Annotated in this window: 13 protein-coding genes and 1 pseudogene; all 14 read left to right on the top strand. The window is 64.2% G+C overall.

Going from position 1 to position 14,221, the window contains the following annotated elements; translation table 11 throughout:
* Position 1 precedes the first annotated feature (1 nt).
* A pseudogene (locus AYM40_RS38710) lies at positions 2-280 on the top strand (FlhC family transcriptional regulator); the annotation flags it as partial.
* Positions 281-507: 227 nt separating this feature from the next.
* Complete coding sequence (motA, locus tag AYM40_RS19725) at positions 508-1,368, top strand: flagellar motor stator protein MotA (protein ID WP_063497651.1); 861 nt, start codon at positions 508-510, stop codon at positions 1,366-1,368.
* A 21-nt stretch (positions 1,369-1,389) separates the two neighbouring features.
* A complete protein-coding gene (gene motB / locus AYM40_RS19720; protein WP_063497650.1) occupies positions 1,390-2,397 on the top strand; it encodes a flagellar motor protein MotB in 1,008 nt (335 codons plus the stop codon).
* 84 nt (positions 2,398-2,481) lie between these two features.
* The gene (locus AYM40_RS19715; RefSeq protein WP_063497649.1) at positions 2,482-2,859 is read left to right on the top strand and encodes a response regulator; all 378 of its coding nucleotides are present in this window, start codon (positions 2,482-2,484) and stop codon (positions 2,857-2,859) included.
* A 98-nt stretch (positions 2,860-2,957) separates the two neighbouring features.
* Entirely contained in the window at positions 2,958-5,261 is a 2,304-nt protein-coding gene (gene cheA / locus AYM40_RS19710; RefSeq protein WP_063497648.1) for a chemotaxis protein CheA, read from the top strand.
* An 81-nt stretch (positions 5,262-5,342) separates the two neighbouring features.
* Positions 5,343-5,879: a chemotaxis protein CheW gene (gene cheW, locus AYM40_RS19705; protein ID WP_063498122.1), complete on the top strand. Its 537-nt coding sequence runs from the start codon at positions 5,343-5,345 to the stop codon at positions 5,877-5,879.
* Positions 5,880-5,948: 69 nt separating this feature from the next.
* Positions 5,949-7,826 (top strand): methyl-accepting chemotaxis protein, encoded by a 1,878-nt coding sequence (locus tag AYM40_RS19700; protein WP_063497647.1) that lies wholly within the window; start codon positions 5,949-5,951, stop codon positions 7,824-7,826.
* Between the two features lie 204 nt (positions 7,827-8,030).
* The gene (locus tag AYM40_RS19695) at positions 8,031-9,017 is read left to right on the top strand and encodes a CheR family methyltransferase (protein ID WP_063497646.1); all 987 of its coding nucleotides are present in this window, start codon (positions 8,031-8,033) and stop codon (positions 9,015-9,017) included.
* Positions 9,014-9,784, top strand: coding sequence for a chemoreceptor glutamine deamidase CheD (gene cheD, locus AYM40_RS19690; RefSeq protein WP_063497645.1), 771 nt, complete (start codon positions 9,014-9,016; stop codon positions 9,782-9,784). The genes AYM40_RS19695 and cheD overlap by 4 nt, the downstream gene beginning before the upstream one ends.
* Positions 9,785-9,789: 5 nt before the next feature.
* Entirely contained in the window at positions 9,790-10,881 is a 1,092-nt protein-coding gene (locus tag AYM40_RS19685) for a protein-glutamate methylesterase/protein-glutamine glutaminase (RefSeq protein ID WP_063498121.1), read from the top strand.
* A 64-nt stretch (positions 10,882-10,945) separates the two neighbouring features.
* Positions 10,946-11,341, top strand: a complete 396-nt coding sequence (gene cheY / locus AYM40_RS19680) for a chemotaxis response regulator CheY (RefSeq protein ID WP_063497644.1) — start codon at positions 10,946-10,948, stop codon at positions 11,339-11,341.
* 40 nt (positions 11,342-11,381) lie between these two features.
* Positions 11,382-12,053, top strand: a complete 672-nt coding sequence (gene cheZ / locus AYM40_RS19675; RefSeq protein ID WP_063498120.1) for a protein phosphatase CheZ — start codon at positions 11,382-11,384, stop codon at positions 12,051-12,053.
* A 288-nt stretch (positions 12,054-12,341) separates the two neighbouring features.
* A complete protein-coding gene (locus AYM40_RS19670) occupies positions 12,342-12,899 on the top strand; it encodes a DUF2844 domain-containing protein (protein WP_063497643.1) in 558 nt (185 codons plus the stop codon).
* Positions 12,900-12,914: 15 nt separating this feature from the next.
* Positions 12,915-14,210: a DUF3443 domain-containing protein gene (locus tag AYM40_RS19665; protein ID WP_063497642.1), complete on the top strand. Its 1,296-nt coding sequence runs from the start codon at positions 12,915-12,917 to the stop codon at positions 14,208-14,210.
* Positions 14,211-14,221: the final 11 nt, after the last annotated feature.

Genomic DNA, 14,221 nt, shown 5'->3' with positions numbered 1-14,221 from the left:
GCAGCTTGTAGTTCAAAAAAAGCGATTGGTACACGCCCTATTGCACGACGACGAGCCCGTGCTCAGTCTCACGCGCGCCTGGACGCTGGTGCGCTTCTTCGACTCCGGAATGCTGCAAATGACCGCCTGCTCCCGGTGCGGCGGACATTTTGTCGCGCATGCACACGATCCGCAGCACGCCTTTGTCTGTGGGCTTTGCCAGCCGCCTTCGCGCGCGGGCAAGACCAGGAAGCTTGCCGCCGCCCAGGCCCGCGAAAGCCTCGCTGAGCTCGGGGTTTGAGCCGCAGGGCCGCATCGGCCCGCGGCGCGCGACCCGGTACACGCGTCGACAACCGCCATTCGGCGGGCCTTCCGGCCCGATCGCCGGTGCCGGGCCCGGCTTCGCCGGTTTAAGCCGCCTCTGGTTTACACCGGAGCGACGCGCCGCTTTTCCGTCAAAGTTTTCTGCTCCGTTGCCGTAAACCAGATTAACGACGGTCACCGTCGCTTCTTTGTGAGGGCTCGGCAGTGCTGATTTTCGTGGGAACACTCGTGACGCTTTTGTCCGTTTTCGGCGGTTATGCGCTGGAAGGCGGCCATCTCGGCGCGCTGCTGCAGCCTGTCGAAGTGCTGATGATCGTCGGCGCCGGCGTCGGCGCGTTCATTCTCGGTAACGGGATGAAGACGATCAAGGCGACGGTGCGCGTCATTCCAACCCTGTTCAAGGGCGCGAAATACAACAAGGACGTCTACATGGAGCTGATGGCGCTCCTTTACGTCCTGCTGGCCAAGGCGCGCAAGGAAGGCACGCTGACGCTGGAAGCCGACATCGACGATCCGTCGAAGAGCCCGATCTTCACCCAGTATCCGAAGATACTCGCCGACAAGCACATCATCGAGTTCCTGACCGACTACCTGCGTCTGATGGTCGGCGGCAACATGAACGCGTTCGAGATCGAAAGCCTGATGGACGAGGAGATCGAGACACACCACCAGGAAGGCGAAGCGCCCGCGCACGCCCTGAACAAGGTCGGCGACGCCATGCCGGCGTTCGGGATCGTGGCCGCGGTGATGGGCGTGGTGCACACCATGGCCTCCGCCGACAAGCCGCCCGCGGTGCTCGGCGAGATGATCGCCCAGGCGCTGGTCGGCACCTTCCTCGGGATTCTGCTTTCGTACGGGCTGATCGGACCGCTCGCGAGCGTCGCCGAACAGCGCGTGACCGAGTCGACCAAGATGTTCCAGTGCATCAAGGTGACGATTCTCGCCAGTCTGAATGGCTATGCGCCGGCGATTGCCGTCGAATTCGGCCGCAAGGTGCTCTTCTCGACTGAACGCCCGTCGTTCGCCGAGCTGGAAGAGCACGTGCGCCGCGTCAAAGCCAAGTAACGGGCGCCGGGAACCGATTCGATGAGCAAGGACAAAGACCGCGCCATTGTCGTCAAGCGCTCCGCGCCGGCCAAGAAGGGCCATCACGGCGGGGCGTGGAAGCTCGCCTACGCGGACTTCATGACCGCGATGATGGCGTTCTTCCTGCTGATGTGGCTGCTGAGTTCGGCCTCCTCCGTGCAGCTGAGGGGCATCGCCGATTACTTCAACCAGCCGTTGAAGATCACGCTGTGGGGCGGCGACCGCAGCGCCGAAGACACGAGCATTCTGAAGGGCGGCGGCCGCGACATTTCGATCGATGCACAGGGTGTGACGCGCGCCACTGACGGCTCGACCGCGAGCGCCGAGCGCACCGCTTCACACAACAACGAAGACTCGGTCAAGCAGCTGCAGGGCGAGATGGAGCGCCGCGAACAGGTCCGTCTGCACGATCTGCAGGTCAAGCTGATGGCCGCGATCGAAGCGAACCCGGTGCTGCGCCAGTTCAAGCAGCAGATCCGGATCGACTCGACACTGACCGGCCTGCGCATCGAAATCGTCGACTCGCAGAAACGGCCGATGTTCGCGACCGCGAAGGACGCGGTCGAACCGTACATGCGTGACATCCTGCGCGAAATCGGCCATACGCTGAACGACGTGCCGAACCGCATCATCGTGCAGGGTCACACCGACGCCGCGCAGTACGCGGGCGGCGAGAAGGGCTACAGCAACTGGGAACTGTCCGCGGACCGCGCCAATGCGTCGCGCCGCGAGCTGATCGCGGGCGGTATGGACGAAGCGAAGGTGATGCGCGTGCTCGGCCTCGCGTCGACGCAGAACCTGAACAAGGCGGACCCGATGGATCCGGAAAACCGCCGCATCAGCATCATCGTGCTGAACAGGAAGTCGGAGGAGGCGCTTGACCATGACGACTCCACCACGACCACCCTGTCGGACGACGCAGCCGGCTCCAAGCCGCTGCTGCAAAGACTTGCGCAACCGGTGACGGTTGCGCCGAAGGTGCCGGCGATAGCGCCGGCAGCCCAGTAACAGATAGCGGTCGGCTGGCTGGAGCCGGCGCCCATGTGGCGCGGCCAGCCCGGCGATCCATAGCGTAAGTGCAGCGAGGTTTTCATGATCAGGCACATTCTGGCAATCGACGATTCGGCATCGATGCGGCAAATCCTCGCCGCCACGCTGACGACGGCCGGCTATGAAGTGACGCTCGCGGCGGATGGCAATGAAGGGCTCGAAAACGCGCTCGCCATGTCGTTCGACCTCGTGCTGACGGACCAGCACATGCCGGGCAAGACCGGGCTCGATCTGATTACCGAGTTGCGCGGCAATCCGGCCTACCAGGCGACGCCCATCCTCGTCCTCACGACGGAATCGGGCGAGCCGTTCAAGGCGGCGGCGCGGGCCGCGGGGGCGACCGGCTGGATCGAAAAGCCGCTCGACCCCGACATGTTGACCGAGCTGGTGGCGGCGTTAGCCGAACCAGACCCGGCATGAACGCCTCATAAGCGCCACCCTTACACAAGTTATAGAAGCTCTCGACGCGGCGGCACGGCAGCCCAAGCCTAGACAGGAACTCTCGCGGTGACCCAGGCATGACACTCGACATCACTCAGTTCTATCAGACGTTCTTCGACGAAGCGGACGAATTGCTCGCGCAGATGGAGCAGTTGCTGCTCAATCTGGATATCGCGCATCCGGACCCCGAAGACCTCGCGGCGATTTTTCGCGCGGCGCATTCGATCAAGGGTGGCGCGGCGACCTTCGGCTTTACCGCACTGACGGAAACGACCCACATTCTCGAATCGCTGCTCGACCGCGCGCGCAATAACGAACTCGTGCTGCGCAAGGACATGATCGACACGTTCCTCGAAACCAAGGACGTGCTGTCGGGCCAGCTCGCCGACTATCGCGCGAGCGCCGAGCCGGATGCGGCGCTCGCCAAGGCGATCTGCGCGAAGCTCGAACAGTTGAATGCGGAAAGCCACTTCGGCGCCGAAGCGGCCGCGGCGCCGGCCGTACCGGTGGCAGCCGCAGCACCAGTGGCAGCACGACCAGCAGGTCAAGGCGGTACCCCGCCCGAGCACGTCGTCGAACAGGCGGTGCAGGCGGCGGGTGAATGGACTGACGGCGAACCGGCACAGACCGGGCAAGCCGCGGGCGCCGGCGATGAAGCCGGCCCCCATCTGAAAATTACGCTACGGGGCGTAGGTGAGAAGGACCAGGAACTGCTGGCCGAAGAGCTCGGCAACCTGGGCAGCATAGTCGGAAGGGTCAAAAGCGGCGGCGAATTGACGCTGTGGCTCCAGACCGATGTGACCTCCGACGACATCATCGCCGTGTGCTGTTTCGTGATCGACGAAAGTCAGATCTCGATCGGCCGCGGCACCGCACCGGCGGACGAGACGCAGCAAGGCGAACCTGGAACGCCGGACGCTGCCGACTCGACCCTGGCGCAAGCAGCACAGACGGCACTAGCAGCAGGGGCGGAGCAGGCAGCATCGTCGGCACGGGCGGCCTACACCGCTGCGCCCGCTCAAGCCGCCGTCACGCACGGACTGTTCGACGCTTCGGCGTCGCCAGCGGCTACCCCGGCGCTCGCCGCGGCTGCACCCGCAGCCGCGAGCAACGCGCCGGCGGCAAGCGCGGCGGCGGCCGCCGAACAGGACCGCAAGGCAGCGGCGCGTCCGGCCGCGGCGGCAGGCGGCGCGGAGGGCAGCTCGATTCGCGTCGGCGTCGAGAAGGTCGATCAGCTGATCAACCTGGTCGGCGAACTGGTGATCACGCAGGCGATGCTGGCCGAGACCACCAGCACGTTCGATCCGGCCTTGCACGACCGGCTCTTCAACGGCATGGCGCAGCTGGAGCGCAACGCGCGCGATCTGCAGGAAGCGGTGATGTCGATCCGCATGATGCCCATGGATTACGTGTTCAGCCGCTTCCCGCGTCTGGTGCGCGATCTGGCGGCGAAACTCGGCAAGGAAGTGGAACTCGTCACCTTCGGTCAGGCGACCGAACTCGACAAGAGCCTCATCGAACGGATCATCGATCCGTTGACCCACCTCGTGCGCAACAGTCTCGACCACGGCATCGAAACCGTGGAAGTGCGGCGCGCGGCGGGTAAGGATGCGACCGGCCAGCTGGTGCTGTCGGCCGCGCATCACGGCGGCAACATCGTCATTGAAGTGAGCGACGACGGCGCCGGTTTGCGCCGCGACAAGATTCTCGCGAAGGCCGTGAAGCAGGGCATGCAGGTCAGCGAAACGATGTCCGACGAAGAAGTCTGGAACCTGATTTTCCTGCCGGGCTTCTCGACGGCGGAGCAGGTCACGGACGTCTCGGGCCGCGGCGTCGGCATGGACGTGGTGAAGCGGAACATCCAGTCGATGGGTGGTCACGTGGAAATCACCTCGCATGCGGGCAAGGGCAGCACCACGCGCATCGTTCTGCCGCTCACGCTGGCGATTCTCGACGGCATGTCGGTCAAGGTCGGCAACGAGATCTTCATTCTGCCGCTGAACTTCGTGATGGAGTCGCTGCAACCGCGTGCCGAGGACATCTACACGGTGGCCAACGGCGAACGCGTGGTGCGCGTGCGCGGCGAATATCTGCCGCTCGTCGCGCTGCATGAAGTATTCACCGTCGAAGACGCCAAGCAGGAACCGACCCAGGGCATCGTCACCATCATGCAAACCGAAGGGCGCCGCTTTGCGATGCTGATCGACGAGCTGGTGGGGCAGCAGCAGGTGGTCGTGAAGAATCTGGAAACGAATTACCGCAAGGTGCACGGCATTTCCGCCGCAACCATTCTCGGCGACGGCAGTGTCGCGCTGATCGTGGACGTGGCGGCGCTGAACCGCGAAACGCGCCACGCGCACGGCGCGATGAGTCTCGCATGACATCCGTAATGGCATCCGCGACGCGGGCAGTTTTCGCAACACTCATTCAATTCATTTCATCCCAACCGTTTGGGGGCTAACGTGGCAGAAGTCCAATCCATCAATTCGAGCGTCGCGAACGCGAGCAGTACGAATGGCCGCCGCGACGCGCAGCAGGCAGACGCCGGCGGTCAGGAATTCCTCGTCTTCACGCTCGGCGCCGAAGAGTACGGCATCGACATTCTCAAGGTGCAGGAAATCCGCGGCTACGACAACGTGACGCGGATCGCCAATGCGCCTGAGTTCATCAAAGGCGTGATCAATCTGCGCGGCATCATCGTGCCGATCGTGGACATGCGCATCAAGTTCCATCTGGGCCGTGTCGAGTACGACCATCAGACCGTCGTGATCATCCTGAACGTCGCGCACCGCGTGGTCGGGATGGTGGTGGACGGTGTGTCGGACGTGCTGACGCTCGCCACCGACCAGATCATGCCGGCGCCGGAATTCGGCGCGACGCTGACGACCGAGTACCTGACGGGACTCGGCACCGTCGACGGCCGCATGCTGATCCTGATGGACATCGAGAAGCTGATGACCAGCCGCGAAATGGCACTGATCGAAACGCTCAGCGCTTAAACGTTACTGCGCGTCACTGCGCATCAATATGTGTCAGTACGAAAGACAGATCGAACAGGGAGCGCCAAGATGTTGAGCAGGTGGTCGATTCGCACGTCGTTGACGATGGTGGGGATCATTCTGGTTGCGCTGACCGTCGTGGTCGGCGCGCTTGGTCTAACCGCGTTGAACGGCGCGAGCCAGTCGCTCGACCGTATCGCGCGCGGCGATCTGGTCGCCATTCACGCACTCGACGATGCGTCGTCGTACCTGTTGCGTTCGCGTATCGCGGCGGACCGCTTCAACGCGCTGTCGGCCGCGGGCAACGCGGACGAAGCGAAGAAAGCGATCGATCGTGCGCAGGAACTGCTGAGCCGAGGCAATCGGAGTTGGCAGATCTATCTCGATACGCCGAAGAAAGGCATCGACCAGGCGCTCCTCGACGACGTGGTCGCCAAGCGTACGAGCGTAATGCGTGACGGCGTCGATCGGGTGTTCGCGGCCCTGAATGCGAACGACATGGCTGCCTATCACGCGATCGACGATACGAAGATCAGCCCGATGTTCATCGCCTACGACGGCGCCGCATCGGCGGTGATCAAGGCGTTGCAGCAAAGTGCAATGGGTCAGCAGACTGCCGCGCAAGCGAACATCTCCCTGATGACCACGCTGATCCTCGGCGTCACCGTGTTCGCGCTGCTGCTCGTAGTGGGCATTCGCTTCGCACTGCGCGGCCTGATCGTGCAGCCGCTGAACGACGCGACGGCGTGTTTCGAACGGATCGCCTCGGGCGATCTGTCCGAAAACATCGAAGTGTTCAGCCGTAACGAAATCGGCCGCCTGTTCGCCGGCATCAAGCGGATGCAGGACAGCATGGCGACGATGGTGAGGTCGGTTCACAGCAGCACCGAATCGATCGACACCGGCGCGCACGAAATCGCGATGGGCAACACCGATCTCTCGCAACGCACCGAGCAGCAGGCTGCCTCGCTGCAGGAAACCGCCTCGAGCATGGAGCAGCTGACTGGCACGGTGCGCCAGAACGCAGAGAACGCGCGCCAGGCGAGCCAGTTGGCGGTCAATGCGTCGGATATCGCGACGCGCGGCGGCGACGTGGTGAGCCAGGTTGTCACGACGATGCAGGACATTGCGACCAGTTCGAACAAGGTCGTCGACATCATCGGCGTGATCGAAGGCATTGCCTTCCAGACCAATATTCTCGCGCTGAACGCCGCGGTCGAAGCCGCGCGGGCAGGCGAACAGGGCCGCGGTTTCGCGGTGGTCGCAGGCGAGGTACGCAGCCTCGCGCAGCGCAGCGCCAGCGCCGCGAAGGAAATCAAGGAACTGATCGGCGACTCGGTCGACAAGGTGCAAAGCGGCTCGGCGCTGGTCGGCCGTGCGGGCAGCACGATGGACGAGATCGTGCAGGCGGTGCGCCGCGTGACCGACATCATGGGCGAAATCAGCGCGGCTTCCGAAGAGCAGTCGGGCGGCATCGAACAGGTCAATCGCGCCGTCGTGCAGATGGACGAGGTGACGCAGCAGAACGCCGCGCTGGTCGAACAGGCCGCGGCGGCGGCGGCGTCGCTCGAAGAGCAGACGCGTCAGTTGCAAGCGGTGGTGAACGGCTGGAAAGTAGCCGGCGGCGAGGCGCGCAGCAGTGTGACGGCGGCCCGTCCGCAAGCTGCCGCGGGTCCGAACGGCAGCAGGAGCGTCAGCCAGCACGCGCAGTCGGCAAAGGCAGCGCCGCAAGCGTCCGCCCACACCGCAGCGCACCTGACAGCAGGTAAGGCGACAAGCACGGCAACGCATGCAGCACCGGCTTCGGTCACTCAGGGTGCCGACACCCCACGTGTCGAACCAGCTCTCAAACCGAAGACGGCCCGCGCCGCATCCGAATCCGCAGTACGTCTGGCCCCAGCAGGCGGCGCGGCGGCAGGATCGGACGCGGACTGGGAAACGTTCTAGGAAGTGGCACAAAGACATGCGGTCATTCGGCATCTCGCTCCTTGAGGGGCGAAACTTCGAAGCACGCTTACAAAGCGTGTCGCGGGCCGACTGTGTGTTGGCAGAACTCGCGGGCGGGCGCGACCCCGCGAACACAATCCCGTTCGGCAGAAGCAATCCTTCTGGCGAACAGTGGGATGGCTCGTATTGCAGGCAGGAACTCTCATGATGGCAACGCGCGCACAACAACGTCCGCAAGCGGCACCTCCGCGAGCGGCACCTCCGCAACCGGCACGTCCCGAGCGGGCGGAACCGGCTAGAGCCGGCGAGCACGGACGGGATTTCGAATTCACGTCGGCGGATTTCGCCCGGATTCGCGATCTGATTCATCGCGGCGCGGGCATTTCGCTGTCGGATCACAAGCGGGATATGGCATACAGCCGTCTGGCGCGCCGCTTGCGCGCCCGTGGCCTCGAGACCTTCAAACAGTATCTCGATCTGCTGGAAGCGGAAAACGATCCGGCCGAGTGGGAAGCGTTCACCAATGCGCTGACCACCAACCTGACCGCGTTCTTTCGCGAAGCGCATCATTTTCCGATCCTCGCCGAATTCGTGCCGCGCCGCGCGCAGCCGGTTTCGGTGTGGTGCTCGGCGGCCTCGACCGGCGAGGAGCCGTATTCGATCGCGATGACGCTGATCGAAGCGCTCGGCGACAGCGGCGCGCGTCAGGCCACCGTGCTCGCCACCGACATCGACACGCAAGTGCTGGCGAAAGCCGAAGCCGGCATGTATCAGTTCGACCAGGTGAAGCATCTGTCGCCCGAGCGGCTCAAGCGCTTCTTCCTGAAGGGTACCGGCGCGCACGCGGGCATGGTCAAGGTGCGCCCGGAAGTGCGCGCACTGGTGCGTTTCGAACAACTGAATCTGACCGATCGCGATTACCAGTTGCGCTCGCAGTTCGACGCGATTTTCTGCCGCAACGTGATGATCTATTTCGACAAGCCGACGCAGGCGCAGGTGCTCGCGCGCTTCGAGCCGCTGGTGAAATCGGGTGGTTTGCTGTTTGCCGGCCACTCGGAAAACTTCACGTATGTGACGCAGGCGTTCAAGCTGCGCGGCCAGACCGTCTATGAACTGACGCGTGACGCAGGCGCTGCCGCACGCGCCGCGAGCCATGCCGGCAGCGCAACGACTAACAGGGTGGCCGCATGAGCAGCACCCTGCCGATCGCCAACAATCTGTACTTCGACAACCACTTCCAGCGCCCCGGCGTGAAGCTGTTGCCGAATGAGTTTTACACGACGAGCGAAGACATGGTGCTCGTCACCGTGCTCGGCTCGTGTGTCGCGGCCTGCATTCAGGACCGCACTGCCGGCATCGGCGGTATGAATCACTTCATGCTGCCCGACGACGGCACGGATGTCGCGCAAGCCGCGTCGGATTCGATGCGTTACGGCGCGTATGCGATGGAAGTGCTGATCAACGAACTGATCAAGGCCGGCGGCCGGCGCGAGCGCTTCGAAGCCAAGGTGTTCGGCGGCGGCGCGGTGCTGGCCGGCATGACGACGATGAACATCGGCGATCGCAATTCGGAATTCGTGCGCCGCTATCTGGCGCTCGAAAAAATCCGCATCGTCGCAGAGGATTTGCAGGGCAATCATCCACGCAAGGTCGCCTTCATGCCGCGCACCGGCCAGGTGATGGTGAAGAAGTTGCGCCTGCAGCAGGAAGCCGGCGTGGCCGAGCGCGAACAGGCGCTCGTGCGGCAAAGCGCCGAAGCGCGTGCCGAGCGGCTCGCGGCGGCGCGCAAACGGGTCGAGCTGTTCTCGACGCCGGCTGCCACGCGGCCCAAGGTCGAACTATTCGGCACCGCAGCGGGCGGTGCGGGTGCCGGCGCATCGAAGCCGCGCATCGAGCTGTTCGGCGCAAGCCCGCGCCCGATTAATTCAAACAACGCCAGAACTACAGAGGAGGCGTGAGCGCTGTGCAAAAGATCAAAGTACTGTGCGTCGACGATTCGGCGCTGATCCGCAGCCTGATGACGGAAATCATCAACGGCCAGCCGGACATGACCGTCGTGGCGACCGCACCCGATCCGCTGGTCGCGCGCGATCTCATCAAGCAGCACAATCCGGACGTGCTGACGCTCGACGTCGAAATGCCGCGCATGGACGGTCTCGACTTCCTCGAAAAGCTGATGCGTCTGCGGCCGATGCCGGTCGTGATGGTGTCGTCGCTGACCGAGCGCGGCAATGAAATTACGCTGCGCGCGCTGGAGCTGGGCGCGGTCGACTTCGTCACCAAGCCGAAGGTCGGCATTCGCGATGGCATGCTCGACTACTCGGAAAAGCTCGCCGACAAGATTCGCGCAGCGGCCCGCGCCCGGGTGCGCCAGGCCGCGCCGGTGCAGCACGCGGCCGCTCATGCCGCGCATGCGCCCGCCGCCGCCGCCGCGCCGCTTTTCAACAATCCGCTGCTCAGTACCGAGAAGCTGATCATCGTCGGCGCATCGACGGGCGGCACCGAAGCGATCCGCGAAGTGCTGGTGCCGCTGCCGCCGGATGCGCCCGCCGTGCTGATCGCGCAGCATATGCCGCCGGGCTTCACAAAATCTTTTGCGCAACGCCTTAATGGTTTGTGCCGCATTACCGTTAAAGAGGCAGAGCACGGCGAACGCGTGCTGCCGGGACATGCGTATATCGCGCCCGGCCACGCTCACCTGTTGCTGGCCCGCAGCGGGGCGAATTATATTGCTCACCTGTCGGACGAACCGCCGGTGAACCGGCATCGGCCGTCGGTCGACGTGCTGTTTCGTTCGGCCGCGCAGCACGCGGGCAAGAACGCGGTCGGCGTGATCCTGACCGGGATGGGGCGCGACGGCGCCGCCGGACTGCTGGAGATGAAAAAGGCGGGGGCGTTCACCCTCGCACAGGATGAAGCGAGCTGTATCGTGTTCGGCATGCCGCGCGAAGCCATTGCGCTCGGCGCCGCGGACGAAATTGCGTCGCTGCCGGAGATGAGCCGCCGCGTGATGGCGCGTCTGTCGTCGATGGGGGACCGCGTACAGCGGGTATGATGCGCGCCATGTGGATTGAACTGGCGGTCATGCACCGCATCATGGATCAAGCAAAGGGAATGAAATGGATAAGGGAATGAAGATTCTGGTGGTTGACGACTTTCCGACGATGCGCCGGATCGTTCGCAACCTGCTCAAAGAGCTCGGCTACTCGAACGTCGACGAGGCGGAAGATGGTCAGGCCGGCCTCGCGCGTTTGCGCGGCGGGTCGTATGACTTCGTGATCTCCGACTGGAACATGCCGAACCTCGACGGTCTGGCCATGCTCAAGGAAATCCGCGCCGACGCCAGCCTCACGCATCTGCCGGTGCTGATGGTGACGGCCGAGTCGAAGAAGGAAAACATCATCGCGGCGGCGCAAGCCGGCGCGAGCGGTTATGTCGTCAAGCCGTTCACGGCCGCGACGCTCGACGAGAAGCTCAACAAGATTCTCGAGAAGATGGCGAAAGCCGGGAGCTGATGTGACTCTGCCGACCAACGCGCAAGGCGCCGACGCGGTGATGGAAAGCGGCGACTTCGCGTCCGACCGCATCCTCGCCCGGATCGGACAACTGACGCGCACGCTGCGCGACTCGATGCGTGAGCTCGGGCTCGACAAGCATGTCGAGCGGGCGGCGGAAGCCGTGCCCGATGCCCGCGACCGTCTGAAGTACATCGCGAACATGACCGAGCAGGCTGCCGAGCGCGTGCTGTCCGCGATTGACGTCGCCAAGCCGATCCAGACGCAACTGCAGCAGGACGCGGGCGAGCTCGACTCGCGCTGGGAGCAGTGGTACGCGGCGCCGATCGAGCGCGAAGAAGTGCGCGCCTTGATGAACGACACGCGGACCTTTCTGCGCGGCGTGCCCGAAGCGACCAGCGCGACCAACGCGCAGCTGATGGAGATCATGCTGGCGCAGGACTTCCAGGATCTGACCGGCCAGGTCATCAAGAAGATCACGGACGTCGTCTACCTGATCGAGCAGCAGTTGCTCGGCGTGCTGGTCGAGAACATCGCGCTCGAGCGGCGCGAGCAGTTCGCGGCGAATGCGGCCGCCCTGGCGGCTGAGCCGTCGTCCACCGGCAGCCCCGAACATCTGCTGAATGGTCCGCAGATCAATCCGGAAGGCAAGACGGACGTGGTGCAGGACCAGTCGCAGGTCGACGATCTGCTGGCGAGTCTCGGCTTCTGAGCGGCCGGCTGCCCGCAAGGGCGCGGGGGCGGGCCGCCGGGCCGCGCCGGACCGGTATGGGTGGCAAGCTACGCTCCCGCATGAGCTAGCTGTCTGCCGATACAAACCACAGGCATACTGCGAACTCGAGCAGCGGCACGGCTTTCTGGTGAGAAATAGTCACCGGCCGGTGGCACGGTGAAGCATTCCTTCAGAATGCGACCGTAGTCGTGCCGTATGATCTGCATACATGCAGCCGGTTCGTACGAGGTGCGAGCCGAGCGGCAGCAGTTCGGGAGGAGCCTTGTCATGTGGAGTCATGTCCGTCGCGCCGGGTTCGTTATGGCGCTAGCTTTGCCCTGTTCGCTGTCAGCCGTGCGGTCCGCCTATGCGGGACTGGGCGGCGCCCCGATGACGCCCCCTGCGGATGCGCTGGTTTCTTCCCGCACCGTTGAACCCGGCACCAGTTCGGCAACGGCGGCTCAAAGCGTCATGCGTTCTGCCTCCAGCGCGACCGCTTCTACCTCAGCCCCCACCTCGGCTTCCGCGTCTTACACCGTGCGTGAAACTACGCTCGGCAACGGCACGGTGGTGCGCGAATACCTCGCCGCGGACGGTTCGGTCTTCGGCATCGCGTGGCGCGGTCCACAAATGCCGGATCTCAGCGATCTGCTCGGCAGCTATTTCCCGCAATATGTCGCCGGCGTAAAAGCCGTGCGCGCGGCGAGCGGAGGCGCTCGTGGCCCCGTTGTGGTCGACCAGGGCAACCTCGTGGTGCGCTCCGGCGGCCACATGGGCGCGTTCAACGGTCAGGCCTGGTTGCCGCCGGCGTTGCCCGCCGGCGTCAGCGGTTCCGACATCCAGTAAGGGCGAGGACGAGCGATGCGAACCATGCAAAGTGCTGTGAAGCTCAAGGGCTGGATGCAGGCAGTCGTGGCCGTGGTCTTGGTGGCGGTGGTGGCCGCATGCGGTGGCGGCGGCTCCGGTTCCAATAATAATTCGTCGAACGCGTTGAACGGCGGCTCGTTGCCGCCCAGTCCGACCCAGCAACCGATCGCGGCGAATGCGGCGAACACCGTGCCGATCACGGTCGGCGCGGGCGTGAAGGGCGTGATCAATATTCCGACGGTTAGCGTGACCGTCTGCCCGCCAGGTACGACATCCAATTGTCAGAAGATCGACAACATCCAGGTCGATACCGGTTCGTTCGGGCTGCGTCTGGTCAGTTCGGTGGTAAATACTTCGTTGTTGCCGATCAGTACCCTGTCCAGCGGTGCGCAGCTCGCCGAGTGCGCGACCTTCGCCGACGGCTACACGTGGGGCACGGTGCGTACCGCGACCGTGCAGATCGGCGGAGAGACGACGGCCGGGGCCATCCCGATACAGATCATCGGCGATCCGGCCGCAGGTACGATACCGGCGAAGGGCTGCGGCGGCGGTCCGGCGGAAAACACCGCTAGCGATCTCGGTGCCAACGGTATTCTCGGCATTGGCACGGCGCCCACCGATTGCGGCGCAACCTGTGCGAACACGGCAACCGCCGCCAACTACAGCAATTATTTCGCGTGCCCGGGCGGCACCTCCTGCGCCCGTACCGCGGTACCGCTCAATCAGCAGGTCGCCAATCCGGCCGCCAACTTTGCGGCCGACAATAACGGCGTGATCGTGCAGATGCCGCCGATATTGTCGAACACCGGTGCGCCATCGGCCACCGGCACGCTGGTGTTCGGGATCACCCCGCCGGGCACGCAGTCGAACAATGCGCTGGCGGCCGCACAGACCTTCACCACCGATCCCTTCGGCGACATGAACAACAGCGTCTATAACGGCACGACCGTGCAGGCGTTCCTGGATTCGGGTTCGAACGCGTACTTCTTCGCCGATAACTCGCTCGCGCTGTGCACTAATTTCGCCAGTTTCTATTGTCCGTCGTCCGCGCAGACCCGGTCGATCACCCTGGCCGGCCTGAACAGCACGAAAGCTAGCGTCAGCATCGGCATCCTGAGCGCGGCCACGCTGTTCGGCAACAGCAGCAACTATGCGTTCAACGATCTGGCCGGCCAGATCGGCGGCAGCAGCAGCTTCGATCTCGGTTTGCCGTTCTTTTATGGCCGTTACGTGTATTACGGCTTCGATCAGACGTTGAACGGCGGTCAGGCGCCTTACGTCGGCTTCTGAGCCGCATGACG

This window comes from Paraburkholderia phytofirmans OLGA172 (assembly GCF_001634365.1).
GTDB lineage: Bacteria > Pseudomonadota > Gammaproteobacteria > Burkholderiales > Burkholderiaceae > Paraburkholderia.
The sequence above is the reverse complement of the archived record's forward strand: the minus strand, read 5'-3'. Positions and strand labels throughout refer to the sequence as shown.

Coding starts and splice junctions, on each gene's coding strand:
- cheD (WP_063497645.1), top strand. CDS start 9,014: ATGAGCAGCACCCTGCCGATCGCCAACAATCTGTACTTCGACAACCAC.
- cheZ (WP_063498120.1), top strand. CDS start 11,382: ATGGAAAGCGGCGACTTCGCGTCCGACCGCATCCTCGCCCGGATCGGA.
- AYM40_RS19700 (WP_063497647.1), top strand. CDS start 5,949: ATGTTGAGCAGGTGGTCGATTCGCACGTCGTTGACGATGGTGGGGATC.
- AYM40_RS19715 (WP_063497649.1), top strand. CDS start 2,482: ATGATCAGGCACATTCTGGCAATCGACGATTCGGCATCGATGCGGCAA.
- AYM40_RS19670 (WP_063497643.1), top strand. CDS start 12,342: ATGTGGAGTCATGTCCGTCGCGCCGGGTTCGTTATGGCGCTAGCTTTG.
- motB (WP_063497650.1), top strand. CDS start 1,390: ATGAGCAAGGACAAAGACCGCGCCATTGTCGTCAAGCGCTCCGCGCCG.
- cheY (WP_063497644.1), top strand. CDS start 10,946: ATGGATAAGGGAATGAAGATTCTGGTGGTTGACGACTTTCCGACGATG.
- cheA (WP_063497648.1), top strand. CDS start 2,958: ATGACACTCGACATCACTCAGTTCTATCAGACGTTCTTCGACGAAGCG.
- AYM40_RS19695 (WP_063497646.1), top strand. CDS start 8,031: ATGATGGCAACGCGCGCACAACAACGTCCGCAAGCGGCACCTCCGCGA.
- AYM40_RS19665 (WP_063497642.1), top strand. CDS start 12,915: ATGCGAACCATGCAAAGTGCTGTGAAGCTCAAGGGCTGGATGCAGGCA.